The organism is Sphingomonas liriopis (genome assembly GCF_024211255.1).
GTDB lineage: Bacteria > Pseudomonadota > Alphaproteobacteria > Sphingomonadales > Sphingomonadaceae > Sphingomonas > Sphingomonas liriopis.
In genome coordinates this window covers 54,769-76,230 of the sequence record NZ_JAMLDY010000012.1, presented here as the reverse complement: position 1 = coordinate 76,230, position 21,462 = coordinate 54,769, and the positions used below count along the sequence as shown (strand labels likewise).

Below are 21,462 nucleotides of genomic sequence, written 5' to 3'. Positions count from 1 at the left end.
CCCGCAGCCTTGTCGCATTACGGGCGGGTCTGCACGCCACCGGCCTGGCCGGCGGTCGTGGTCGCCGCGGCCGGCTTCACCGGAGCCTTGGCGGTGGTGGTCGCACCGGCCATCGTCGGCTTCACCGCGCCGTTCGAGGCGAGGAAGCCCAGCACGTCGTTCGAGAAGGCCGACAGGTCTTCCGCGATCGACTTGTTGCGGCGCTGCAGCCAGTTGTAGGCAAGCACGGCCGGCACGGCGACGACGAGGCCGAGCGCGGTCATGATGAGCGCCTCACCAACGGGGCCTGCGACCTTGTCGATCGAGGGATCGCCCGACGCGCCGATCTTGATGAGCGCGCGGTAGATGCCGACCACGGTGCCGAACAGGCCGATGAACGGTGCGGTCGCGCCGACCGTCGCGAGGAAGGCGAGACCGCCACCCAGCTTCGAGTTGATCGCCGCTTCCGAACGGGCGAGCGAACCGTGCAGCCAGTCGTGCGCCTCGACCGGATCGGTCAGCTTGGCATGCTGGTCCTGCGCCTGCAGGCCGTCGTCGACGAGCTGCTTGTAGGCCGAGTTCTTCTCGAGCTTCGCGGCGCCTTCGCGCAGCGAGTTCGAGGTCCAGAAGCCCTGACGGACGCGCTTGGCCTGGTTGATGATCTTCTGCTGCTCGAACAGCTTCGAGAACAGGATGTAGAAGGACACGATCGACATGAGCACGAGGATCGTGAACACCGACTGCGAGATGAGGCCGCCTTCCTTCAGAGCGGCCTGGAGGCCGAACTGATTTTCGGCGGCCGCGGTGCCGCCGGCCGCGAGAATGGTGGTGAGCATTTCAGTTTTGTCCTTGTCAAACGGTGTAGAAGTTCGGGGAGGACCCGCCCGTCGCCCCAACCCATTTCGGGGGGACAGGCGGGGACCGCATCAGTCCTTCGGGATCTTCCAGACCACGCGCCGCGAGGACGTCGTAGCGATCGGGTTGCCCGACGCGTCCTGCGCCGGGGTGTAGCGACCCCGCCGCGTGATCGCCGCACATGCCGCCCGGTCCAGCGCGGCCGAGCCGCTCGAGGAGGTGGTACGGCAATTCTCGACCCTGCCCGACGTGCTGATCGTCCAGGCGATGGCGCTGACACCCTCCTCGTTCGAACGCAGCGAACTCGGCGGATAATCGTCCTGCGAGATCCAGTCGGCCGGATTGCCCTTCGCACCCGCAGCCTTGCTGACCGTCGGCGCAGCCGGCGGAGCGGGCGGCGACGGCGGAGCCGGCGGCGCTGCGATCGGCGTCAGATTGACGGCGGGCGGCGGCGTCGAGACCGTCTGGATCACCACGGGCGGCGGATTCGGATTCTGCACGATCGGCGGCGGCGACACCACCGGCGGTGGCGTCATCGGCGTGTCGGGCGGCGGGGGCGGCGGCTCGTCCGGCGGCGGGGGAGGCGGCTCCTCCACGTCAAACGTGTTAAGTTTTTCTTGGGCCTTTTTCACGTATTGGTACGCGAGCCCGGTGACGAAGGCATAGCCCAGCGCCGCATGGATGAGCACGACGATGACGATCGCGACCACCCTGCCACCGGACATCTTCTGGTCAGCATAGGCCATTCAGCAACGACACTCCCTAATCTCGTGGTCCTCGCAGCGCCCGGGGGAAGAACGCGCGTAGGCCCCTGCCCCGGCTGACACCGTCTGGCAGAACCCAAGTCCTATCGTCCCCACACTCGCCACGCAAACGCTTTGTCGGACGCAACAAACGTACAATCGTCTTGCGGCAGATTTATTTCTGTATCGTTCAGGATCGCTCGGGTAGCGAAAGCGGCATGGCCCCGCGATTCCGCTCCACCCTGCTCGCCGCGCTCGCGCTCGCCGCGCCCCTCGTTTCCACTCCGGCAGATGCGCAGATTCCGCCGCCGGCCGCGGTCGGCGGCGGCACCAGCTATGCCGATCTGACCGATCTGGTGATCGCCGCGCCGGTCATCGCCGACGCCACGATCCGGTCGACGGTGAAGCTGAAGGGCACCGATGCGGCCGGCGTCGCGCCCGGATTCACCCGTTTCTACGTCGAGGCGGATGTCATCGCGCTGGTTCGCGGCGCTGGCGGGCTGCCACCGCGAATCGGCTATCTGCTTGATGTCGCGCCCGATTCGGCGGGTCGCCTGCCCAAACTTAAGAAGCTGCGCGTGCTGCTGTTCGGCCGCCCGGTACCCGGCATCGCCAACCAGATCCAGCTCGTCGCCCCCGATGCGCAGCTCGCCTGGACGCCCGCCGACGACCAGCGCGTCCGCGCCATCGCGCAAGCCCTGGTCGCGGCCGATGCGCCGCCGGTCGTCACCGGCATCGGCAACGCCTTTCACGTCGCCGGCGCCTTGCCCGGCGAGGGCGAGACGCAGCTGTTCCTCACCACCGCCAACGGCGCGCCGGTTTCGCTCACCATCCTGCGCCGGCCGGGCGAACAGCCGCGCTGGGCGGTGGCGCTGTCGGAGATCGTCGACGAGGCCGCGGCGCCGCCGGCGCGCGACACGCTGCTGTGGTATCGCCTCGCCTGTGCGCTGCCGCGCGAGCTGCCGGCGCGCAGCACCGCCTCGCTCGATCCCGCCGATGCCACGATCGCGCGCGAGGATTACGGCCTCGTCCTGCAGCAGCTCGGCCCCTGCGGCCGGACGCGGGTGATTCGCTAGACGCTGGACGGCCGGTTGCGGACCAGCGTGATGCCGATCGATTCGCCCGCCTCGGCGATCGCCAGCTTGACGATCTTGACCTTGACCCGCAGCACGCGGGTGTCGGCGAGGAACAGCGTCTCGCAGATGTGATCGGCGACCGCCTCGATCAGCGTGAAATGCAGCCCCTCGGGCAGCGCGCCCGTGGCGGCATGCCTCAGATCGAGATAGTTTTTCGACGCCGACAGCGGCGTGTCGGGCGCGAAACGGTCGGGACAGGCGAGGTCGACCGTCAAATCGATCCGCAGCGGCTGCGGCAGGTGCGTCTCCTCCGAGTAGATTCCGGTGAGCACCATGACCTCGAGGTCATGGACCTCCAGCTGAAGACTGTCTTGCATGGCGCGGCCCTCTAGCAAGCCCGCGTCCGTCACGCGAATCGCATTCCGCTTGCGTTCGCGCCGCACCCGCCGCATGCGGCGCCGCCGCCCGCCCCCGGGCGCGAAGGACCGTCGCCGTGATCGCATTCGTGCCGCTTGCCCAGATCGAGGCCGCCGCCGTCGAAGCGCTGCTCGACCGCGCGTTCGGCACCGACCGTCACCAGCGCACCGCCTACAAGGTCCGCGGGGCCGCCGCGCCGATCGCTGCCCTCAGTCTGGCCGCGATCGAGGACGGTGTGCTGATCGGTACGATCCAGTGCTGGCCGGTGACGCTCGCCGGCGACGACGGCACGGTGCACGACCTCGTGATGGTCGGCCCGGTCGCGGTCGCGCCCGAACGCCAGCGCGACGGCATCGGCCGCCGGCTGATGACGCAGGCGCTCGCCGCCGCGGCGCGCGCAGGCCTCGACGGCGCGCTGATGCTGATCGGCGATCCCGAATATTACGGCCGCTTCTTCGGCTTCGACGCTGCCCGCACCACCGGCTGGCGTTTACCGGGCCCGGTCGAGCGCCACCGCCTGCTGGCGCGCGGCGACGGCGTGCCGGCCGGTGCCGGCATGCTCGGCCCGGCGTTCGTGACGCAATAGCCGTTCGCCCCAGGCCGGATCGCCATTCGGCATCGCCCGTGAGCATGTGGAGAATCGGACGCCCAACATCCTCCGTCACCCCGGACTCGTTCCGGGGTCCACTCTGCGGCGAGGCACACGATTAGAGGCGAAAGCGGACGCTTGCGGCGCGGTGGACCCCGGAACAAGTCCGGGGTGACGGAGGAAGTAGGTAGTCGATCCGGCCCAAGCCTGTCGAAGCGAGCTGAGGACTCATCTGCCCTTCGACAGGCTCAGGGCGAACGGGAGGACAGACGGCCCGGATCATTGACGCCGGCCACTTCACCCGCCGTCCCCAGTTCCGTTCGCCACGCGATACCCGTTCGTGCTGAGCCTGTCGAAGCGCCCGGGACTCTCTTACCTTCGACAGGCGCGCGAAGAGCCGGCCCGGATCATTGCGCGCCGGCGACCTTTACGTGCCCGCCCGCAGACCCTACCTCGCGGCGATGCCGATGGAGGAGCTTCCCGATCTTGGCCGTCTCAGCCTCGCCGAGATCGCCGCGCTGGTCGAACAGCGGCGCCTGCCGCCGGTCGAGCAATGGAACCCCGCGCATTGCGGCGACAGCGAGATGCGCATCGCGCGCGACGGGACGTGGTTTCATCAGGGTTCGCCGATCGGCCGCGTCGCGATGGTCCGGCTGTTCTCGACGATCCTGCGCCGCGAGGACGACGGCCGCTACGTGCTGGTCACCCCGGTCGAAAAGCTCGACATCGCGGTCGAGGACGCGCCCTTCGTCGCGGTCGAGATGAAGGCGGAGGGGGATGGCCGCGACGCCCGCCTCGCCTTCCGCCTCAACATCGGCGACCTCGTCACCGCCGGCCCGGATCACCCCTTGCGCTTCGCGGACGGCGAGGACGGCCCCCGCCCCTATCTCCACGTCCGCGGGCGTCTCGAGGCGCTGGTCGGCCGCGCGGTCTATTACGAACTCGCCGAACGCGCGCTGGCCGGCGACGACGCCACCCCCGGCGTATGGAGCGACGGCGCCTTCTTCGCGCTGGACGCCGCCGCGTGACGCTGGTCGCGCGGCTGACCCATGCGCTGGACAGCGGCCGCAGCGCCGCGCCGGTGCTGCTGACCGGCGACCATCGCGGGCTGGAGGCGCGCGCCGAGGCCGACCTCACCCCCGCCGCGGTGCTGGTCGCGGTCACCGATCGCACCCGCCCCGGCGTCATCCTCACCCAGCGCACCGAGACGCTGCGCAACCACGCCGGGCAGGTCGCCTTTCCCGGCGGCCGTATCGACCCCGGCGAATCGCCGGTCGAGGCGGCATTGCGCGAGGCGCAGGAGGAGGTCGCGCTCGATCCGGCATTGGTCGCGGTGATCGGTGCGGTCGACCGCTATCGCACCGTCACCGGCTTCACCGTCACGCCCGTGCTCGCCGTCGTCCCCGCCGACGTGCCGCTCGTCGCCAGCGAGGCGGAGGTAGCGAGCGTGTTCGAGGTCCCGCTCGATTTCCTGCTCGACCCCGCCAATCAGGTCGAGGCAAGCGCCGAATGGCGCGGCCGCACCCGCCAATATTACGAGATACGCTGGCAGGATCGCCGCATCTGGGGCGCCACCGCGGCGATGATCGTCAATCTGTCGCGGCAGCTGGCATGGTGACGCTGGCGATCGACCGGATCGCCGCGCGAGAGGGGTTCGCCGCGCTGATCGCGGCGCTCGGCGGGCCGGAGACGACGCGGCTCGTCGGCGGCATGGTGCGCGACACCTTGCTCGGCCTCGATCCCGCCGACGTCGACCTCGCGACGCGGCTTCTGCCAGAGGCGGTGGTCGAACGGCTGAAGGTGGCCGGCATCCGCGCCGTCCCCACCGGCATCGCGCACGGCACGGTCACCGCGGTGCTGCCGTCGGGACCGATCGAGGTGACGACGCTGCGCCGCGACGTCTCGACCGACGGCCGCCATGCGGTCGTCGCGTTCACCGACGTCTGGCAGGACGATGCCGCGCGGCGCGATTTCACGATGAACGCGCTCTACGCCGATCCGGCGAGCGGCGCCGTCTTCGACTATTTCGACGGCCTCGCCGATCTCGACGCGGGCCGCGTCCGCTTCATCGGCGATCCTTGCCAACGGATCGCCGAGGACCATCTGCGCATCCTGCGCTTCTTTCGCTTCCACGCGCGCTTCGGCGAGCGCATTGACGCAGCGGGGCTCGACGCCTGCGCGGCGCGCGCCAACGACCTGATGGCGCTGTCGCGCGAACGGATCGCCGCCGAACTGCTCAAGCTGCTCGTCGCGCGCCATGCGGTGCCCGTGGTGACGCTGATGATCGATCGCGGCATCCTGCGCGCGGTACTGCCCGAGATCGCCGATGCCGCGACGCTGGCGACGCTGGCGACGCGGGAAGCCGACGCCGGCGTCGCGCCCGACGCGATCCGCCGTCTCGCCGCGCTGCTGCCGCCGGACGCGGCGGAGGGCGTCGGCGCCCGGCTCAAGCTGTCGAACGCCGATCGCAAGCGGCTGGTCGCCGCGCGCCAGGGGGCCGGCGACGAAGGCCCCCGCGCGCTCGCCTATCGCGTCGGCGTGGACAGCGCGATCGACCGGTTGCTGCTGGCGGGCGAGGATGTCGCGCCGCTCCATGACTGGACGCCGCCGACGCTCCCGATCGGTGGCGGTGCGCTGGTCGAGCGCGGCCTGCGCAAGGGGCCCGAGGTCGCGATGGTGTTGCGCCACATCGAGACCGCGTGGATCGCGGAAGGTTTCCCGGATCGCGCCCGCGTCGATCAGCTCGCCGACCAGGTGGTCGCCGCCGCCCTCGCCGACCCGATCATCGCCAGCGCATCGGGGGCCTCGAGCGGCCGGGCGTAGAGATAGCCTTGGCCATAGGTGCAGCCGAGCGCCGCCAGCGTCTGCGCCAGTTCGTTGCTCTCGATGCCCTCCGCGGTGGTCTTCATACCCAGCGCCTCGGCAAGGCTCAGCACCGCGCGCACGATCGCGATCTTGTCGCGGTCGCCGAGCATGCCCGAGACGAAGCTGCGATCGATCTTCAGGATGTCGATCGGCAGTTTCTGCAGATAGGCGAGGTTGGAATAGCCTGTCCCGAAATCGTCCATCGCCAGCGTACAGCCCAGCCCCTTCAGCGCATGCATGATCCCGGCGATGCGGTCGGGATCGCTGACGATCGCGCTTTCGGTCAGTTCGATGGTGAAGCGGTCGCCCTTCAGCTCATGCCGGATCAGCGCGGCCTCGACCACCGGGGCGATGTCGTCGCGCTGCATCTGGATCGCCGACAGATTGACGCCCATCCGCATGCCGCATGTCCCGCCGCATTCCTCGTCCCACCAGCGCAGCGTTCGCGCCGCTTCTTCCATCGCCCAGCGGCCGAGCGGCACGATCAGCCCCGATTCCTCGGCGACGGGAATGAATACGCTCGGTTCCTGCTCGACGCCGTGCGGATCGCGCCAGCGCGCCAGCGCCTCGAACGAAACGATCGATCCGCTGGCGAGGTCGCAGATCGGCTGGAAGGCGAGGCGCAGCTGCCGTTCCTCGATCGCGCGGCGCAGCGCCGTCTCCATCGCGAACTGTTCACGCGCGATGGTGAAGGCGTGGGTCTGGTAGCGTTCGACCTGACGCCCCGATTTCGCGCGCTTGGCGGCGAATTGCGCGTTGCGGATCAGCTCCTCGACATCCTCGACGCCGTCGTCGCCCTCGCCGCCGCCACCGAAGGCGATGCCGATCGAACATTCGATGCCGATTTCGTAATCGCTCAGCCGGAACGGCGCCGACAGCGTGCGCTGGATGCGTTCGGCGAGCCGCGTCGCTTCGTTGGCGTCGTCGTCGACCGCCATCAGGATGCCGAATTCGTCGCCGCCGATCCGGGCGATCGCATCGCGGGCGCGCAGCGCGCCCTTGATCCGCCGCGCGACGGTGATGAGCAGTTCGTCGCCCGCCAGCCCGCCGAGGCAGGCGTTGAGCCGTCCGAACCGGTCGAGGTCGATGACCAGCACCGCATGATCGCCGCCGTCCGCCTGCGCCGCCTCGATCATGTCGCCGAAGCCTTCCCGATTGGGCAGGCCGGTCAGGCTGTCGGTGGTCATCTCGCGGCGCAGCGAGCGTTCGGTATGGACCTGCGCGGTCAGGTCGATGAACGCGATCTGACAGCGATCGCGCAAGCCCGGTGACGGCCGCGCGATGGTGACGCGATAATAGCGCGAATCGATCACCTGCCCGATCGACCAGTCGAAGTCGGTGCGCAGATCGGTCGAGCGCAGGAAGGCGTCGATGCGGCTGGCGAGCAGCGCCAGCATCGGCGACCGGTCGGCGATCACGCCCAGCCCGGCGAGCCGATAGGCGCGGTTGACCGCGAGGAAGCCGAAGCCCGTGCCCTCGCGCACCACCTGCACCGTCGGGATCGGAATCATTTCCAGATCGCGGTCGAGCAGATCGCACCCGGCCGGCGAAGAAGACAGATCTGACGAGGCGGTTGCCATGTCGGCGTGTCTAGGTCGCGAACGTTAAGACCCGCTGAAAAAACCGGACAATTAAGTCCGCGCCCGACTTATTTACGCTGGATCGCCAGCATCGCGGGACGGTTCAGGTGCCTATTAGCCGAAGCGATTGTCGCGCGGAAATCCGGTCGGCGGCGTGCGTCCCGCCGCGCCGCGCGCGGTGCGCCACAGCGACAGATCGTTCTCGGTGCGCGTCCGCCCCGTCTCGCCGCCCATCGGCCAGCTCATCCCCTCCGCGAAGACGAAGGTGGTGGCATCCGACAGCTGCCCCTCGCGGAAACGCTGGATCTGCACCCCCTGCCCGCGGCTCATCACCGGCAGCTCGGCGATCGGGAAGACCAGGAATTTTCGGTTGTCGCCGATCGCCGCGACGTAATCGGCATCGGCGGCGACGCGCCGCACGACGAGCAGCTTCGCGCCGACCCGCGGCGTCATTACCGTCTTGCCCTTGCGCGTCTCGGCGATCACCTCCGCCACCGGCACGCGGAACCCGCGGCCGTCGGTCGCGGCGATCAGCAATTGTTCCGCCCCGCGCGCGTTGAAGAAGGCGACGACGCCGACCGATCCGTCGAGGTCGATCATCGCGCGCACCGGTTCGCCGAAGCCGCGCCCGCCGGGAAGCTTGTCGGCGGCCAGCGTGTAGAAGCGCCCGTTCTCCGCCGCGAGCAGCAATTTGTCCGTCGTCTGCGCGTGAAAGGCGAAGGCGGGGCCGTCCCCTTCCTTGAACTTGAGCGTCTCCGCCGAAGCGAGATCCCCATGCCCCTTCATCGCCCTGATCCAGCCGCGCTGCGACAGGATCACCGTGATCGGCTCGCGCTCGATCATCGCCTCCAGCGGGATGTCGCGGGTCGGCGCCGCCTCCTCGATCCCCGTCCGCCGCGCACCGAGCGCGGTGTCCGGGCCGTAGCGGTCGCGCACCTTCTTCATGTCGCGCTTCATCCGCCGCTTCTGCTTGGCGGGATCGGCGAGCAATGCTTCAAGCTCCACCCGCTCCTTGTCGAGCTTGTCGCGCTCGCCGCGGATCTCGAACTCCTCGAGCCGCCGCAGACTGCGCAGCCGCATGTTGAGGATCGCCTCCGCCTGCCGGTCGGTCAGGTTGAACTCGGCGATCATCACCTGCTTGGGCTCGTCCTCGGTGCGGATGATCGCGATCACCCGGTCGAGGTTGAGATAGGCGACCAGATAGCCGTCGAGCAGCTCGATCCGGTCGGCGATCTTGCCGAGCCGGTGGCGGGTGCGCCGTTCGAGAACGACGAACTGATGCTCGACCCACGCCTTCAGCGCGCCGCCGAGCGACATCACCCGCGGCGTGCGATCCTTGTCGAGGACGTTGAGGTTGAGGCTGATCCGCGTCTCGAGGTCGGAGAAGCGGAACAGGCCGTCCATCAGTATCTGCGGATCGACGGTGCGACTGCGCGGTTCGAGCACGATCCGCACCTCCGCATCCGATTCGTCGCGTACATCGGCGAGGATCGGGAATTTGCGGTCGTTGATGAGCCCGGCGATCTGCTCGATCAGCTTGCCCTTCTGGACGCCGTACGGGATCTCGCTGACCACCAATTGCCAGCCGCCGCCCTTCTCGCGCTCGATGCTCCAGCGCGCGCGGACGCGGAACGACCCGCGCCCCGTCGCATAGCTTTCCGCGATCACCGCCGCCGGATCGACGATCAGCCCGCCGGTCGGCAGGTCGGGGCCCTTGACATAGTCGAGCACCGCGGTGTCGGGCGCGTCCGGCCTGTCGACCAGCATCATCGCCGCGTCGAGCAGCTCGGCGGCATTGTGCGGCGGGATGCTCGTCGCCATGCCGACCGCGATCCCCGCCGCGCCATTGGCGAGCAGGTTGGGGAACAGGCCGGGGAACAGCTCGGGCTCCTGCTCCTCGCCGTTGTAGGTCGGGCGATAGGCGACGGCATCCTCGTCGAGCCCGTCCATCAGGTCGATCGCGACCTGCGTCAGCCGCGCCTCGGTGTAGCGATAGGCGGCGGCGTTATCGCCGTCGATGTTGCCGAAATTGCCCTGCCCGTCGACCAGCGGATAGCGCAGCGAAAACGTCTGCGCGAGGCGGACCATCGCGTCGTAGACCGACTGGTCACCGTGCGGATGGTATTTGCCGATGACGTCGCCGACGACGCGCGCGCATTTCTTGTAGCCCTGGCTCGGATCGAGTTTCAGCAGCCGCATCGCCCACAGCAGCCGCCGGTGCACGGGCTTCAACCCGTCGCGCACGTCCGGCAGCGACCGCGCGGTGATCGTCGACAGTGCATAGACCAGATAGCGGTCGGACAGCGCGGTATCGAACGGCGCATCGAGGATGCCGATCGGGGGTTCCTGAAAGTCGGTGGCCATATCGGGAACACTAGGGCGCGGCAGCGCAAACGGCAACCGAGCGAAGGGGGCACCCTATCCTCGCTCCCCACGTCACCCCGGACTTGTTCCGGGGTCCACTCCGGGGCGAGGCTCGGGCTTGAGCCTCCATCCCTACGCTCGCCGAACAGTGGACCCCGGAACAAGTCCGGGGTGACGAAGGACATGAGGCGACCGCCTACCCCACCGCCGCCGCGAGCAGCGCGCGATGCTGCCGCCCGGTCTCGCGCCAGTCGTACCGCTCGCCATAGGCCCGCGTCGCCGCCCGATCCGGCAGCGCCGCCAGCAACGCCGCGATCGCATCGCGGATCGCCCCCGCCGAGCGATCCGCGCTGAGCACGCCCGCTTCGGGCACCCTCACCACCTCCGGCGATCCCCACACCGGCGTCGCGACCAGCGGCGTCCCGCAGGCGAGCGATTCGAGCAGCACGTTGGCGATTCCCTCGCGATCCGCACAATTCACCGCGATATCCGCCGCACCGTACAGTCCCGGCAACTGCTGCTGGTCGACATGCCCCAGGAAGCGCACCCGCTCCCCCACCCCCAGCTCCTCGACCAGCGCCCGCAACGCCCCCTCGCGCGGCCCGTCGCCGGCGATCATCAGCGTCACCCCCGGCAGCTCCGCGACGGCACGGATCGCGAGGTCGTGCCCCTTGCGGTCGATCAGATGCCCGACCGACAGCACCGCCGGCCCCGCCAGCCCCATCTCCGCGCGCAACGCCGCGCGATCCGCGGGCGGGCTGAACAGTTCGAGATCGACGCCATGCTCGACCACGCTCACCTTGTCCGCCGCCGCACCCAGCGCCAGCAGCTCGTCGCGCAGCGCCCCGCACACCGTCGTCACCGCCGCCGCCCGCTCGACCGCGTTCAGGATCATCCGCCGCTCAGGCCGATGCTGCGGGATCAAACTGACGTCGGTGCCGAGCGCGCTCATCAGGAACGGCCGGTCGGACCATCGCGCGAGCAACCCCGCCGCGACCCCGTCCGGGTACAGATAATAACTGTCGATCGCATCGAAATCGAAGTCGCGCCGCAGCCCCTTGATATGCGGATACAGCGCCGCCGCCATCAGCCATGGCGCCGCGGTCATCCCGACCTTCGGCACCACCGGATAGCGCGGATAGGTGACCGGCACGCCGCGCCGCTCGGCGGCATGCGGCGCACGGGCGAAATCGGCATAGCGGCCGAAGGCGGGGTTCGCGCTCGGGAACCACGGCACCGGCGCGACGACGCGCACCTCGTCTCCGGGGCCACGCAGATGCGCGACGCGATGCTCGATGAAGATGCCATGCCGGCGCGCCACGTCGTTGGGGTACAGGCTGGACAGCACCAGGATCTTCATCGCGCCCTCCCGTAAACCCCGCGTAACGAAACGTTGCGCGTCCGGCGAGGCGGTAATGCGCGCGCGTTAACATAGCGTGCGTGTCGCGCGTCTTCCTCCCCTCCCTGACAAGCGAGGGGTCGGGGGAGGGTCGGCCCGGCAGGAAGCGCCGCGGTACCCCATGTATCAACCCACCCCCAGCCCCTCCCTTGTCAGGGCGGAAAGAAAGCGGATGCGCGCGCCGCTTGGGCGGAAACCGCGGGCTCGCGCCGACCGTACCGGCGGGGAAGAACGCGCTGGCGCAGCTCGGCGATGCGCCGCAGCATGCGGTACCGGCAGGACGGTGATCCGGCGTGTTGCGCCCACGCGGTTCGCACCACACCCCCGCCAAACCTCCCTCGTCACCCCGGACGTGTTCCGGGGTCCACCGGGCCGCAAGCGTACGGTCTCGCCTCCGGTCGTGCGCCTGTGGCGCCCCCTTCCGGCATCGTCTAGCGTTACCCCCGCATGCTCACCTGGCCCGACCTCACCAGCCGTCCGCGCGAAGCCCCCGACGCCACGCTTCCCTATGGCGACGATCCGCTGCAGGTCGTCGACCTGTGGCGCCCCGCCGGAATCGGCCCGCATCCGACCGTGCTGATGGTCCACGGCGGCTGCTGGCAGACTGCAATCGCCGATCGCCGGCTGATGGACTGGGCCGCCGCCGACCTCCGCGCGCACGGCCTCGCGGTGTGGAACATCGACTATCGCGGCGTCGATCGCGCGGGCGGCGGCTACCCCGGCACCTTCCGCGACGTCGCCGCCGCCGCCGACGCGCTGCTTGCCCATGCCGCGGCCTACGCGCTCGACACCGCCCGCATCGTCGCGCTCGGCCATTCCGCCGGCGGTCACCTGGCACTGTGGCTCGCCGCGCGCCACCGCCTGCCGCCCGACAGCCCGCTCCGCGATCCCGATCCGCTCGCCATCGCGCGGGTCGTCTGCCTCGGCGGCCTGCCCGATCTCGAGGCGGTCGCCGCCAGCCCCGACAACGGCTGCGGCACCGACGTCGTCGCGCGCCTCGTCGGCGACCGCTTCGCCGACACCTCGATCCCGCACCTGCTGCCGCTCAATGTGCCGCAGACCCTCGTCAACGGTCGCGAGGATCGCATCGTCCCCTATCGCTTCGCCACCGACTACGTCGCGCGCGCCCGCGCTGCCGGCGACGCGGTCGACCTCCACACCGTCCCCGCCACCGGCCATGTCGAGCTGATCGCCCCCGGCACCCCCGCCTGGGCCACGGTGCGCACCCTCGTCCTCGCCGCCTTCGCCAGAGACCCCGCATGACCCGCGACGACGCCCGCGCCCTCGACCGCACCGATCCCCTGGCCCGCTTCCGCGACCGCTTCGCGCTGCCTGAGGGGGTGATCTACCTCGACGGCAATTCGCTCGGCCCCCTCCCGCGCGCGGTCGCCCCCGCGCTCGCCGATACGGTGCAGCGGCAATGGGGCGAGCGCTTGATCCGCAGCTGGAACGAAGGCTGGATCGACGCCCCCCAGCGATTGGGCGCGCAGATCGCCCCGCTGATCGGCGCCGCGCCAGACGAGGTGATCGTCGGCGACACCACCTCGACGCATCTGTTCAAGGCCCTCGTCGCCGCGCTCCGCCACGATCCCGCGCGCCGCACGATCGTCAGCGAGGCGGGCAATTTCCCCACCGACCTCCACATCGCCGAAGGCGCGGTCGCCTGCGTCCCCGGCGCGCGATTGAAGGTCGTCGCGCGCGAAGACCTCGCCGCCGCGCTCGACGAAGACACCGCGGTGCTCCTGCTCACCCACGTCCACTACAAGACGGCGGAACGCTTCGACCTCGCCGCCTGGACCGCGCGCGCCCACGCCGCCGGCGCGCTCATGCTTTGGGATTTCAGCCACAGCGTCGGCGCGGTCCCGATCGACGTCACCGCGGCGAACGTCGATCTCGCGGTCGGCTGCACGTACAAATACCTCAACGGCGGCCCCGGCGCCCCTGCCTTTCTCTACGTCGCAAAGCGCCTGCACGACGCGCTCGCCAATCCGGTCAGCGGCTGGATGGGCCACGCCGAGCCCTTCGCCTTCCAGGACGCCTACCGCCCCGCCGCGGGCATGAAGCGCTGGCTGGTCGGCACGCCGTCGATCCTGGCGATGGCCAGCCTCGAAGCCGCGCTCGCGCTCTGGACCGAAGTCGACCAGACCGCCGTCGCCGCCAAGAGCGCCGCGCTGTTCGTAATCCTCGCGCGCGCCGGCGCAGCGGCCGGCCTCCCCTGCGACACCCCCGCCGACGCGGACCAACGCGGCAGCCACATCAGCTTCCGCGCGCCCCACGCCTACGAACTGACGCAGGCGCTGATCGCCCGCGGCGTCATCGGCGACTTCCGCGCCCCCGACATCCTCCGCCTCGGCCTGACGCCGCTGTACCTCAGCCACGAAGACGTGTGGCAAGCCGGCGAACACCTGCGCGACATCATCGCGATCGAGGCATGGCGCGACCCGGCGTTCGCGGTGCGCAATGCGGTGACGTAGAAACCGCAGACATTCCCAGCCGCCGCCGGCTTTGGATCTGCACCGAACAGGACATAAAAGGCGGGTTGATCGCGCCGAACCGCCGGTCGGTCGCAGACGACTGGTCGGCAGCCGGCCGATGCGGCGATGGTCCATCGACGGACTGGCTGGAACGACGACATGCGTATCGGAACCGGAATCCTCTTGGCTGGCGTGACGATGCTGTCCAGCGCGGCATTGGCGCAGCAACGCGCACCCGAACGCTATGCGATCGGCGACGAGGTCGAACTGCGCTCGCTCGGCAAATGGTATCACGCCACTATCGTGAAAAGTCTCGGCGGAGACGCCTACATCCTGCGCTTCGACGGTGGCGACGAAGCGATGGAGAGGGAAAGCGGCAATCTGCGATTGCTCCGCCGTGCCACGCCCGTGGCGGCGCTCGCCACCACCGCACCGACACCTGCGTTACGTGATCCGCAGCGCGACCGGATACGCTGGGCCGACGGCACCGGCGTGGGGGGCCCCGAAGGTCTCGGCGACAGCGACCTCGGCACCCGGGCGACGTATCGCTTCACCGAATATCCCGAACGGGCCTGTCCCGCGGCGGCCGAATATCTGCGCCGCGGCGTGGCCGATTCACGCGCGGTGGCAATTCGCGAAACGATAGCGCCTTTCTGCCGCAAGCGGGCGGTGCGCGTCGCGCCATCCCCCTCCGGCGCCGTTCCGCCGCCTGGCCGCTACGTCTGCATGCGGCTTGCATCGTCGGGCAATACGATCACGGGCGACCTGCGGCTTCAACCAGGCGGCGGTTACAGCTTTGCCGGCGACGCTGGCCGCTACAGGATCGCAGACGGTCTCATGACCTTCGTCGGTGGCCCGTTTGCCACCACGACGACGCATTGGGTCGGGCAGTTCCATCCCCCAGGGCCGCGCTTCGCCCTACCGACGATCGCTCTGCGCACGCAGGCCGACGTCGCCGCCGGCAACGCTCGCGACCTGCAATGGTGCAATCTGGCTGACTGAACGCCCGCACAGCCGCGCTCGGCGTCGCACTCTGACCATCCTGTGTCGCGACTTACGCGACGGTGGAAGGTGCCCGCTCAATCATGCAGATGCGGCAGCGACAGATCCCGCAGGTTGATCGTCAGCTGCAGCGTCAGCGCATGGTCCATCTGCCCGCGCGCGCCGTCGCGGCCCGGGCGATACTGATTGAGATAGCCCACGTCCGCCACCATCTGCTTGCCGATCGGCACCAGCACGCCGACGATGTTGCGCATCCGTTCATACCCGCGCCGCTGTCCCCAGCTGGTCGCATTGGGCAGATAGAAGCTCTCGTGGCTGACGAACAGCGCATAGCCGTGCGTGCCGATCTTGTAATTGTAGCGGACCAGCGGCCGGATGCGAAAGCCGATCTCGGCGCCGCGCGGGTTGATCCGCTCGTCGATGCGAAAGCGCGTCGTGACCGGGCCGAAGGTCGCGACGACCTGCTGTCGGATGCGATCCTCGTCCGCGCCGGTGTTGCCGTTGTGCGCGCCGACCTTGCGATAGCCGAAGCCCAGCTCGACACCCTTCGCCGCCCTCACGCCGAGCAACGCGCCGAATTCGGTCTGGTACAACCCGTCCTGCCGGTCGCTGAACCGCGCGATCTGCTCCAGCGTGATACGCAGCCCGTCGTCGATCGGCACGTTGGTGTTGATCTGCGTCCACAGCTGCGTGTCCTGCTGCTGCGCCACAGCCGGCGTCGCCAGCGCGGCAAACGGCAGCGCCAGCCAAGCCAATCGCTTCGTCATCCTGTCGCCCCCGCTGCGCCCGTCCGACGGGGGCATAGACCGAACCGTCTCCGATCAGAAGCCGCGTCGCACACCTCCGCTTGACGTCATCTCCTACTCAGCCGATGGTGTATCACATCGTCGGGAGGGGATTGCCATGCGTGCCGTCGTCGCAGGAGTCGGGCTGGTCGCGCTGGCGCTCACCGGATGCAGCAAGGCGCCCGATGGGGCCGAACAGCTGCAGACATCCGACGTCGCCCAAGCCCCCGGCATCAACGTCACCGCCGCACCCGGCGTCGCGTTCAACTATCGCTACGGCTTCCGCCTGCCGCCCCGCGCCATCGCCGCCGCACAGGAGGCGCATGCGCAGGCCTGCGAAAAGCTCGGCATCGCCCGCTGCCGCATCACCGGCATGGACTATCGCGTCGTCGGCGAGAACGACATCCGCGGGACGCTGCGCTTCAAGCTCGACCCCGCGATCGCCCGCGCCTTCGGCAAGCAGGGGATCGACCTGATCCAGGCGGCCAAGGGCACCCTGGTCGAGGCCGCGATCACCGGCACCGATGCGGGCGACGCGATCGCCCGCGCGGAAGCCACCCGCGCCGAGGCCGCCGCCGCCATCGGCCGCGCCGACACCCAGCTCGCCCGCCCCGCCGCCAGCGAGGCGGAACGCACCGAACTCCAGCAACAGCGCGCCGCCGCCGCGACCGCCGCCCGCGAGGCCGCCGCGACGGCCGCCGACAACCGCGCCAGCATCGCGCGGACGCCGATGGAATTCGCCTATGAATCAGGCGACGCCGTCCGCGGCTTCGACACCAGCGCACCGCTGACCAGCGCACTCGACACGATGGTCGGCTCCGCACAGGTGACGCTCGCCGTGCTGCTCGGCCTGATCGCGATTCTGGGCCCGCCGGCGATCGTCGTCGCCGTGCTCGTCCTCCTCTGGCGCCGCCTGCGCGGCCCCGTCGCCCGCTGGCGCGACGGCGATGCTGCCTAGGAAAAGAGGTGTTCGCGCGAAGACGCGAAGACGCAAAGGGGTTCGCCTTTTGGGCGACGTACGGGACCACTTCATGCCGTACGTCTGCGGCAGACACGATCAGCCTTCGCGTCTTTGCGTCTTCGCGTGAACACCACTTCTTCTCACCCCAGCGGAAGATTGCACCCCCGCCCCCCATCCCCTATAGGCCCGGCCATTCCGGCCCCGGCCCGCGTCCATTCGCGCCGCCGGGGCTGCTCATTTTCAGGGGCATGCGCATGGCTCGTCGCCGCCAGATCTACGAAGGCAAGGCCAAGATCCTGTACGAGGGTCCCGAACCCGGCACGCTGATCCAGTATTTCAAGGACGACGCCACCGCGTTCAACGCCCAGAAAAAGGGCACGATCAACGGCAAGGGCGTGCTCAACAACCGCATCTCCGAGCACATCTTCACGCTGCTCGACGCGATCGGCGTGCCGACCCACTTCATCCGCCGCCTCAACATGCGCGAACAGTTGATCCGCCAGGTCGAGATCGTGCCGATCGAGGTCGTCGTGCGCAACGTCGCCGCCGGCTCGCTGTCGAAGCGGCTGGGGATCGAAGAGGGCGTCAAGCTCCCGCGCACGATCATCGAATATTATTATAAAGACGACGCGCTCGGCGATCCGATGATTTCCGACGAGCATATCGCCGCGTTCGGCTGGGCGAGCCAGGAGGAGATGCACGACATCGCCGACCTCGCGATCCGCGTGAACGACTTCCTCACCGGCCTGTTCGCCGGGATCGGCATCCGCCTCGTCGACTTCAAGCTCGAATTCGGCCGCATCTGGGACAATGACTACGGCCGGATCATCCTCGCCGACGAGATCAGCCCCGACGGCTGCCGCCTGTGGGACATGGACACCAACGAAAAGATGGACAAGGACCGCTTCCGCCGCGACCTCGGCGGCGAGGCGGAGGCCTATCAGGAGGTCGCCCGCCGCCTCGGCCTGATGCCGGAGGGCGAGGATGGCGCGGTGCTCGACCTCGACAGCCATCGCAAGCGCCGGGGGAAGTGACATGAAGCTGCGTATCTTCGTGACGCTCAAGCCCGGCGTGCTCGACCCCCAGGGCCGCGCCATCCATCACGCGCTGGGTTCGCTCGGCTTCGAGGGCGTCGACGACGTCCGCGCCGGCAAGATGTTCGAACTCGAGGTCGCCGACACCACCACCGACGAGGCGATCGACGGCATGTGCCGGCAATTGCTCGCGAATACCGTCATAGAGAATTTCCGGGTGGAGCGCGCCTGACATGAAGACCGCCGTCATCGTCTTCCCGGGCTCCAACTGCGACCGCGACCTCGCCGTCGCGCTGGAGGCGGTGACCGGCATCGCGCCGGCGATGGTCTGGCACGCCGACACCGATTTGCCCGAGGGGTTGGGTCTGGTCGCGGTGCCCGGCGGCTTCTCCTACGGCGATTACCTGCGCTCCGGCGCGATCGCCGCGCGCTCGCCGATCATGCAGGCGGTGGTGGAGCAGGCGGGTCGCGGCTTGCCGGTACTCGGCGTCTGCAACGGCTTCCAGGTGCTGACCGAAGCCGGCCTGCTCCCCGGCGCGCTCATGCGCAACGCCGGCCTGAACTTCGTCTGCCGCGACGTCGCGCTGACGGTGGACACCGCAGGGTCCGCCTTCACCAGCCGCTACGCCGCCGGCGAGACGATCCGCGTCCCCGTCGCGCACCACGACGGCAATTACTTCGCCGATGCCGAGACGCTCGACCGCCTCGAAGGCGAAGGCCGCGTCGCGTTCCGCTACGGCGAGCCGGTCAACGGCTCGGCGCGCGACATCGCCGGCATCCTCAACGCGCAGCGCAACGTGCTCGGCATGATGCCCCACCCCGAACGCAAGATCGAAGCCGCGCACGGCGGCACCGACGGCCGCCGCCTGTTCGAAGGCGTGCTGGACACGATCGCGGCATGACGCCCTATATCCCTCTCCCTGTGGGAGAGGGAGGGAGGCGCGCAGCGCCGGAAGGGTGAGGACGACCCGACGCCGGCGGCTGATGGATACCCTTCCCACCAACTCCTTGCAGCTGCACGGGAAAAGCTCCCCATCTGTCCTATGCGATCGCGAGCCGCTACCGCCATGCGCGAATCGCGGCGCTTTTTCTCACGGTCCTATCCTCGCAAGAACCGAAACGATCGATCCGGATCGTTCACGTCAAGGTGTCCATGTTGTCCATGTTACGGCGCTCACACCTGCGCCCGGAACGGCGTGAAGTCCGTCCCGCGATCGAACACGTCCACGCCCTCGGCGCGCTTCAATGCCCCCACGACGACATAGGTCACCGGCGTCAGGATCACCTCCCACGCCACCTTCAGCGCCCATTGCGTCAGCATCACGGTCACCACCAGCCCCGGCGTGAACCCCTCGGCACCCAGGAACGCGAGCGGGTAGAAGATCAGGCTGTCCACCCCCTCCCCCAGCACCGTCGACCCGATCGTCCGCATCCACAGATGCCTGCCCGCGGTGCGGACCTTCATCCGGGCCATGACGTACGAATTGACGAACTCGCCCGCCCAGAAGGCGCACACGCTCGCCAGCACGATCCGCGGCACCTGCCCGAAGATCGTCGCATAGGCCGCCTGGTTGCCCCACGACGGCGCCGGCGGCAGCGCGACGACCACCCAGCTCATGAACGCCATGAACACGACAGCGGCAGTCCCCGCCCAGATCACCCGCCGCGCCCGCGCATAGCCATAGACCTCGGTCAGCACGTCGCCGATCACGTAGCTGACCGGAAAGAACAGGATGCCCGCCCCGAACGGCCAAGGCCCGATCCCCGGCAGCACGATCTGCGCCACCTTGCCCGCACCGATCACGTTGGACAGCAGCAGGATCGCGACGAATGCCGCCATGACGAAATCGTAATAGCGGAACGCCTGCCCGCGCATCGCCGCCGCGTCGATCGCCCGTTCGCTCGTCCTGTTCATCGCGGCGACTATATGGCTGTTCCAGTCGCACGCAATCCGCGCTAATCGCTCCCCCAGCGCGCGCCCGTAGTTCAACTGGATAGAGCACGAGCCTTCTAAGCTTGGAGTTGCAGGTTCGAATCCTGCCGGGCGCGCCAATTCCTCACCGCTCGCCGGCGCGCGCCTCGCGGCCGGTCCAGTTCACCGGGATGCGCAGATAGCTGACGCCATTGGCCTCCGCCGGCTCGAAATGGCCGGCGCGGATGTTGACCTGGATCGACGGCAGCAGCAATTTCGGCACCGACAGGCCCGCATCGCGCCGTTCGCGCATCGCGACGAAATCGTCTTCGCCGATGCCGTCATGGACATGCACGTTCGACCGGCGCTGCTCGCCCACCGTCGTCTCCCAGCGATGCACGTCACGCCCCGGTGCCTTGTAATCGTGGCACAGGAACAGCCGCGTCGCATCGGGCAGCGCCAGCAACCGGCGGATCGAGCGATACAGCGTGCGGGCGTCGCCGCCGGGGAAGTCGGCGCGCGCAGTGCCGTAATCGGGCATGAACAGCGTATCGCCGACGAACGCCGCGTCGCCGATGACATAGGCAATGTCGGCGGGCGTGTGGCCGGGGACGTGCAGCACCTCCACCTCCAGCGCGCCGATCGCGAAGCGCTCGCCATCCGCGAACAGGCGATCGAAGTCGGAGCCATCCGCCTTCAGATCGTTCATCGCGAAGACCGGGCGGAAGATCCTCTGCACGTCGCGGATGTGCGCGCCGATGCCGATCCACGCGCCCGTCCGCGCCTTGATGAAGGGCGCCGCCGACAGGTGATCGGCATGCGCGTGCGTTTCCAGCACCATCGCGATCCGCCAGTCCTGCGCGCGGGCGACGGCGACGATCCGCTCGGCAGAGCGCGTGTCCGCGATGCCGCCGGCCATATCGAAGTCGAGCACCGGATCGACCACCGCGGCGGTTCGCGTCGCGGGATCGCCGACCAGATAGCTGATCGTGTTGGTGGGTTCGTCGAAGAAAGCCTGGATGAAGGGCCGGGTCATGATCGTCCTCCGTTACGTCTTGCAGATATATTAGGACATGCTACATAAGCAATATCTAATGGAGCGTTGACGATGCTTAAGCCGCCGATGGATCTGGCGACGTTCGAGGCGAAAGCGGCGCAAGTGGCCGACACGCTGAAGGCGATCGGCAATGCGCGGCGGCTGATGCTGCTGTGCAAGCTGGTCGAACACGGCGAGGTGACGGTCGGCGACCTCGCCCGCGACGTGGGCCTGTCGCAATCGGCGTGCTCGCAGCACCTGGCGAAAATGCGCGACGAGGGCCTCGTCACCTATCGGCGCGAAAGCCAGACGCTGCGCTACGCGATCGCGGACCCACGCGTCGAGACGCTGCTCGCCACCCTCTACCAGCTTTATTGCAAGGAGTGACGCG

At 69.0% G+C, this 21,462-nt stretch carries 22 protein-coding genes and 1 tRNA gene; 14 read left to right on the top strand and 9 right to left on the bottom strand.

Translation table 11 applies throughout. The annotated features are described in order from the left end of the window. Nucleotides 1-17 precede the first annotated feature (17 nt). Together M9979_RS11335 and M9979_RS11330 are read right to left on the bottom strand one after the other, a co-directional pair. A complete protein-coding gene (locus tag M9979_RS11335; protein WP_254289460.1) occupies nucleotides 18-815 on the bottom strand; it encodes a MotA/TolQ/ExbB proton channel family protein in 798 nt (265 codons plus the stop codon). A 90-nt stretch (nucleotides 816-905) separates the two neighbouring features. Beyond that, nucleotides 906-1,580 carry a TonB family protein gene (locus tag M9979_RS11330; RefSeq protein ID WP_254289459.1) on the bottom strand — a complete coding sequence of 225 codons (675 nt, stop codon included), beginning with the start codon at nucleotides 1,578-1,580 and terminating at the stop codon, nucleotides 906-908. A 215-nt stretch (nucleotides 1,581-1,795) separates the two neighbouring features. Here M9979_RS11330 and M9979_RS11325 point away from each other — a divergent pair, with 215 nt between their 5' ends. Beyond that, nucleotides 1,796-2,653, top strand: a complete 858-nt coding sequence (locus M9979_RS11325; RefSeq protein WP_254289458.1) for a hypothetical protein — start codon at nucleotides 1,796-1,798, stop codon at nucleotides 2,651-2,653. Here the strand turns inward: M9979_RS11325 and M9979_RS11320 are convergent. After that, nucleotides 2,650-3,030, bottom strand: coding sequence for a dihydroneopterin aldolase (locus M9979_RS11320; RefSeq protein WP_254289457.1), 381 nt, complete (start codon nucleotides 3,028-3,030; stop codon nucleotides 2,650-2,652). The two genes, M9979_RS11325 and M9979_RS11320, sit on opposite strands and share 4 nt — an antisense overlap. Before the next feature lie 116 nt (nucleotides 3,031-3,146). Between M9979_RS11320 and M9979_RS11315 the strand changes: the two genes are divergently transcribed. The 4 genes from M9979_RS11315 to M9979_RS11300 all read left to right on the top strand — a co-directional run bounded on the left by M9979_RS11315 (nucleotide 3,147) and on the right by M9979_RS11300 (nucleotide 6,482). Continuing rightward, nucleotides 3,147-3,656, top strand: coding sequence for a GNAT family N-acetyltransferase (locus tag M9979_RS11315; protein ID WP_254289456.1), 510 nt, complete (start codon nucleotides 3,147-3,149; stop codon nucleotides 3,654-3,656). A 464-nt stretch (nucleotides 3,657-4,120) separates the two neighbouring features. Continuing rightward, complete coding sequence (locus M9979_RS11310; RefSeq protein WP_254289501.1) at nucleotides 4,121-4,687, top strand: DUF1285 domain-containing protein; 567 nt, start codon at nucleotides 4,121-4,123, stop codon at nucleotides 4,685-4,687. After that, nucleotides 4,684-5,277 (top strand): CoA pyrophosphatase, encoded by a 594-nt coding sequence (locus M9979_RS11305; protein ID WP_254289455.1) that lies wholly within the window; start codon nucleotides 4,684-4,686, stop codon nucleotides 5,275-5,277. Before M9979_RS11310 ends, M9979_RS11305 begins: the two co-directional genes overlap by 4 nt. Beyond that, complete coding sequence (locus M9979_RS11300) at nucleotides 5,271-6,482, top strand: CCA tRNA nucleotidyltransferase (protein ID WP_254289454.1); 1,212 nt, start codon at nucleotides 5,271-5,273, stop codon at nucleotides 6,480-6,482. Before M9979_RS11305 ends, M9979_RS11300 begins: the two co-directional genes overlap by 7 nt. Here M9979_RS11300 and M9979_RS11295 read toward each other — a convergent pair. The 3 genes from M9979_RS11295 to M9979_RS11285 all read right to left on the bottom strand — a co-directional run bounded on the left by M9979_RS11295 (nucleotide 6,398) and on the right by M9979_RS11285 (nucleotide 11,828). Further along, complete coding sequence (locus M9979_RS11295) at nucleotides 6,398-8,104, bottom strand: putative bifunctional diguanylate cyclase/phosphodiesterase (protein ID WP_254289453.1); 1,707 nt, start codon at nucleotides 8,102-8,104, stop codon at nucleotides 6,398-6,400. The genes M9979_RS11300 and M9979_RS11295 overlap by 85 nt on opposite strands. A 114-nt stretch (nucleotides 8,105-8,218) precedes the next feature. Further along, nucleotides 8,219-10,468, bottom strand: a complete 2,250-nt coding sequence (parC, locus tag M9979_RS11290) for a DNA topoisomerase IV subunit A (protein WP_254289452.1) — start codon at nucleotides 10,466-10,468, stop codon at nucleotides 8,219-8,221. 196 nt (nucleotides 10,469-10,664) lie between these two features. After that, a complete protein-coding gene (locus tag M9979_RS11285) occupies nucleotides 10,665-11,828 on the bottom strand; it encodes a glycosyltransferase (protein WP_254289451.1) in 1,164 nt (387 codons plus the stop codon). A gap of 486 nt (nucleotides 11,829-12,314) precedes the next feature. Here M9979_RS11285 and M9979_RS11280 point away from each other — a divergent pair, with 486 nt between their 5' ends. The 3 genes from M9979_RS11280 to M9979_RS11270 all read left to right on the top strand — a co-directional run bounded on the left by M9979_RS11280 (nucleotide 12,315) and on the right by M9979_RS11270 (nucleotide 15,343). Continuing rightward, entirely contained in the window at nucleotides 12,315-13,130 is an 816-nt protein-coding gene (locus tag M9979_RS11280; RefSeq protein ID WP_254289450.1) for an alpha/beta hydrolase, read from the top strand. Further along, entirely contained in the window at nucleotides 13,127-14,341 is a 1,215-nt protein-coding gene (kynU, locus tag M9979_RS11275) for a kynureninase (RefSeq protein ID WP_254289449.1), read from the top strand. The genes M9979_RS11280 and kynU overlap by 4 nt, the downstream gene beginning before the upstream one ends. Nucleotides 14,342-14,500: 159 nt before the next feature. Further along, complete coding sequence (locus tag M9979_RS11270) at nucleotides 14,501-15,343, top strand: hypothetical protein (protein ID WP_254289448.1); 843 nt, start codon at nucleotides 14,501-14,503, stop codon at nucleotides 15,341-15,343. Between the two features lie 77 nt (nucleotides 15,344-15,420). On the opposite strand, the gene M9979_RS11265 is transcribed toward M9979_RS11270, so the two are convergent. Beyond that, complete coding sequence (locus M9979_RS11265; RefSeq protein WP_254289447.1) at nucleotides 15,421-16,110, bottom strand: DUF2490 domain-containing protein; 690 nt, start codon at nucleotides 16,108-16,110, stop codon at nucleotides 15,421-15,423. A gap of 136 nt (nucleotides 16,111-16,246) precedes the next feature. Between M9979_RS11265 and M9979_RS11260 the strand changes: the two genes are divergently transcribed. From M9979_RS11260 to purQ, 4 genes are all read left to right on the top strand, one after another. Then, nucleotides 16,247-17,086 (top strand): hypothetical protein, encoded by an 840-nt coding sequence (locus M9979_RS11260; RefSeq protein WP_254289446.1) that lies wholly within the window; start codon nucleotides 16,247-16,249, stop codon nucleotides 17,084-17,086. 257 nt (nucleotides 17,087-17,343) lie between these two features. Then, entirely contained in the window at nucleotides 17,344-18,123 is a 780-nt protein-coding gene (gene purC / locus M9979_RS11255; RefSeq protein WP_254289445.1) for a phosphoribosylaminoimidazolesuccinocarboxamide synthase, read from the top strand. 1 nt (nucleotide 18,124) lies between these two features. Next, a complete protein-coding gene (gene purS, locus M9979_RS11250; RefSeq protein WP_254289444.1) occupies nucleotides 18,125-18,355 on the top strand; it encodes a phosphoribosylformylglycinamidine synthase subunit PurS in 231 nt (76 codons plus the stop codon). A gap of 1 nt (nucleotide 18,356) precedes the next feature. Continuing rightward, the gene (gene purQ, locus M9979_RS11245) at nucleotides 18,357-19,025 is read left to right on the top strand and encodes a phosphoribosylformylglycinamidine synthase subunit PurQ (RefSeq protein WP_254289443.1); all 669 of its coding nucleotides are present in this window, start codon (nucleotides 18,357-18,359) and stop codon (nucleotides 19,023-19,025) included. Between the two features lie 272 nt (nucleotides 19,026-19,297). Here the strand turns inward: purQ and M9979_RS11240 are convergent, their stop codons facing one another. Then, on the bottom strand, nucleotides 19,298-20,038 hold the full coding sequence (locus tag M9979_RS11240; protein WP_254289442.1) for a queuosine precursor transporter: 741 nt from the start codon (nucleotides 20,036-20,038) through the stop codon (nucleotides 19,298-19,300). Between the two features lie 60 nt (nucleotides 20,039-20,098). Between M9979_RS11240 and M9979_RS11235 the strand changes: the two genes are divergently transcribed. Then, nucleotides 20,099-20,175: transfer RNA gene (locus M9979_RS11235), tRNA-Arg, on the top strand. Between the two features lie 5 nt (nucleotides 20,176-20,180). Here the strand turns inward: M9979_RS11235 and M9979_RS11230 are convergent. Further along, nucleotides 20,181-21,071, bottom strand: a complete 891-nt coding sequence (locus M9979_RS11230) for an MBL fold metallo-hydrolase (protein WP_254289441.1) — start codon at nucleotides 21,069-21,071, stop codon at nucleotides 20,181-20,183. Between the two features lie 72 nt (nucleotides 21,072-21,143). Here M9979_RS11230 and M9979_RS11225 point away from each other — a divergent pair, with 72 nt between their 5' ends. Next, nucleotides 21,144-21,458: an ArsR/SmtB family transcription factor gene (locus M9979_RS11225; protein ID WP_254289440.1), complete on the top strand. Its 315-nt coding sequence runs from the start codon at nucleotides 21,144-21,146 to the stop codon at nucleotides 21,456-21,458. Nucleotides 21,459-21,462 lie beyond the last annotated feature (4 nt).

Excerpts from the sequence above, each read along its gene's own strand:
- M9979_RS11225 (WP_254289440.1), top strand. The coding sequence starts at position 21,144 with ATGCTTAAGCCGCCGATGGATCTGGCGACGTTCGAGGCGAAAGCGGCG.
- M9979_RS11270 (WP_254289448.1), top strand. The coding sequence starts at position 14,501 with ATGCGTATCGGAACCGGAATCCTCTTGGCTGGCGTGACGATGCTGTCC.
- M9979_RS11310 (WP_254289501.1), top strand. The coding sequence starts at position 4,121 with ATGCCGATGGAGGAGCTTCCCGATCTTGGCCGTCTCAGCCTCGCCGAG.
- M9979_RS11285 (WP_254289451.1), bottom strand. The coding sequence starts at position 11,828 with ATGAAGATCCTGGTGCTGTCCAGCCTGTACCCCAACGACGTGGCGCGC.
- M9979_RS11300 (WP_254289454.1), top strand. The coding sequence starts at position 5,271 with ATGGTGACGCTGGCGATCGACCGGATCGCCGCGCGAGAGGGGTTCGCC.
- M9979_RS11335 (WP_254289460.1), bottom strand. The coding sequence starts at position 815 with ATGCTCACCACCATTCTCGCGGCCGGCGGCACCGCGGCCGCCGAAAAT.
- kynU (WP_254289449.1), top strand. The coding sequence starts at position 13,127 with ATGACCCGCGACGACGCCCGCGCCCTCGACCGCACCGATCCCCTGGCC.
- purS (WP_254289444.1), top strand. The coding sequence starts at position 18,125 with ATGAAGCTGCGTATCTTCGTGACGCTCAAGCCCGGCGTGCTCGACCCC.
- purC (WP_254289445.1), top strand. The coding sequence starts at position 17,344 with ATGGCTCGTCGCCGCCAGATCTACGAAGGCAAGGCCAAGATCCTGTAC.
- M9979_RS11295 (WP_254289453.1), bottom strand. The coding sequence starts at position 8,104 with ATGGCAACCGCCTCGTCAGATCTGTCTTCTTCGCCGGCCGGGTGCGAT.
- parC (WP_254289452.1), bottom strand. The coding sequence starts at position 10,468 with ATGGCCACCGACTTTCAGGAACCCCCGATCGGCATCCTCGATGCGCCG.
- purQ (WP_254289443.1), top strand. The coding sequence starts at position 18,357 with ATGAAGACCGCCGTCATCGTCTTCCCGGGCTCCAACTGCGACCGCGAC.
- M9979_RS11330 (WP_254289459.1), bottom strand. The coding sequence starts at position 1,580 with ATGGCCTATGCTGACCAGAAGATGTCCGGTGGCAGGGTGGTCGCGATC.
- M9979_RS11325 (WP_254289458.1), top strand. The coding sequence starts at position 1,796 with ATGGCCCCGCGATTCCGCTCCACCCTGCTCGCCGCGCTCGCGCTCGCC.
- M9979_RS11240 (WP_254289442.1), bottom strand. The coding sequence starts at position 20,038 with ATGAACAGGACGAGCGAACGGGCGATCGACGCGGCGGCGATGCGCGGG.
- M9979_RS11230 (WP_254289441.1), bottom strand. The coding sequence starts at position 21,071 with ATGACCCGGCCCTTCATCCAGGCTTTCTTCGACGAACCCACCAACACG.
- M9979_RS11260 (WP_254289446.1), top strand. The coding sequence starts at position 16,247 with ATGCGTGCCGTCGTCGCAGGAGTCGGGCTGGTCGCGCTGGCGCTCACC.
- M9979_RS11320 (WP_254289457.1), bottom strand. The coding sequence starts at position 3,030 with ATGCAAGACAGTCTTCAGCTGGAGGTCCATGACCTCGAGGTCATGGTG.
- M9979_RS11265 (WP_254289447.1), bottom strand. The coding sequence starts at position 16,110 with ATGACGAAGCGATTGGCTTGGCTGGCGCTGCCGTTTGCCGCGCTGGCG.
- M9979_RS11280 (WP_254289450.1), top strand. The coding sequence starts at position 12,315 with ATGCTCACCTGGCCCGACCTCACCAGCCGTCCGCGCGAAGCCCCCGAC.